Raw genomic sequence first — 495 nt, forward strand, 5'->3', positions numbered from 1 at the left:
TGTTTATATAAAGTATGAATAAAAGTTGTTTTACCGCTTCCGCTGGGTGCATTAATTTTTATCCATTCACCTTTTTTAAATAACAGTTGTTTGTTCCAGATTGATGAGGAACGTTGTAATAATTTTTCTTTTAACGGAACAGGTATAATATTTTGTAATACCAACTGCATGTTTAATTGAATATACAATAAAGGCTGCATAATGCAGCCTTATTAATTGGTTTTAAAAACGGTTATAGAAATTTAAGAAAAGAAAGACTTTTTACATCTTCTGCTGTTACATTTTTTTTACGTGCAACATCAGCAAACTCAGGAATCATTTTTAATAAAGTAGCTAAACTGTTTTGTTTTTCATCTTTCAATCTGATAATAGCTTCTGAGTGCAGTTTACTTCCATCAAAATTATCTCCGGTTATAATGGCATCTTTAAAAGGGTTTTTAAAGTCTTTACTATTGGCAGCAGCTAAAAGGCTTTCAATATTTACATACATGCCTG

Annotated in this window: 2 protein-coding genes; both read right to left on the reverse strand. The window is 29.9% G+C overall.

Annotation, left to right across the window (positions count from 1 at the left end):
- A partial coding sequence (locus tag E3E36_RS12995; protein WP_206203660.1) for a hypothetical protein occupies positions 1 to 200 on the reverse strand: 200 nt, incomplete at its 3' end.
- A 32-nt stretch (positions 201 to 232) separates the two neighbouring features.
- The coding region (locus E3E36_RS11660) for a hypothetical protein (protein ID WP_167895556.1) at positions 233 to 495 on the reverse strand (263 nt) is incomplete at its 5' end.

It is taken from the genome of Thermococcus sp. M36, assembly GCF_012027355.1.
In the GTDB taxonomy this organism is placed as follows: domain Archaea; phylum Methanobacteriota_B; class Thermococci; order Thermococcales; family Thermococcaceae; genus Thermococcus.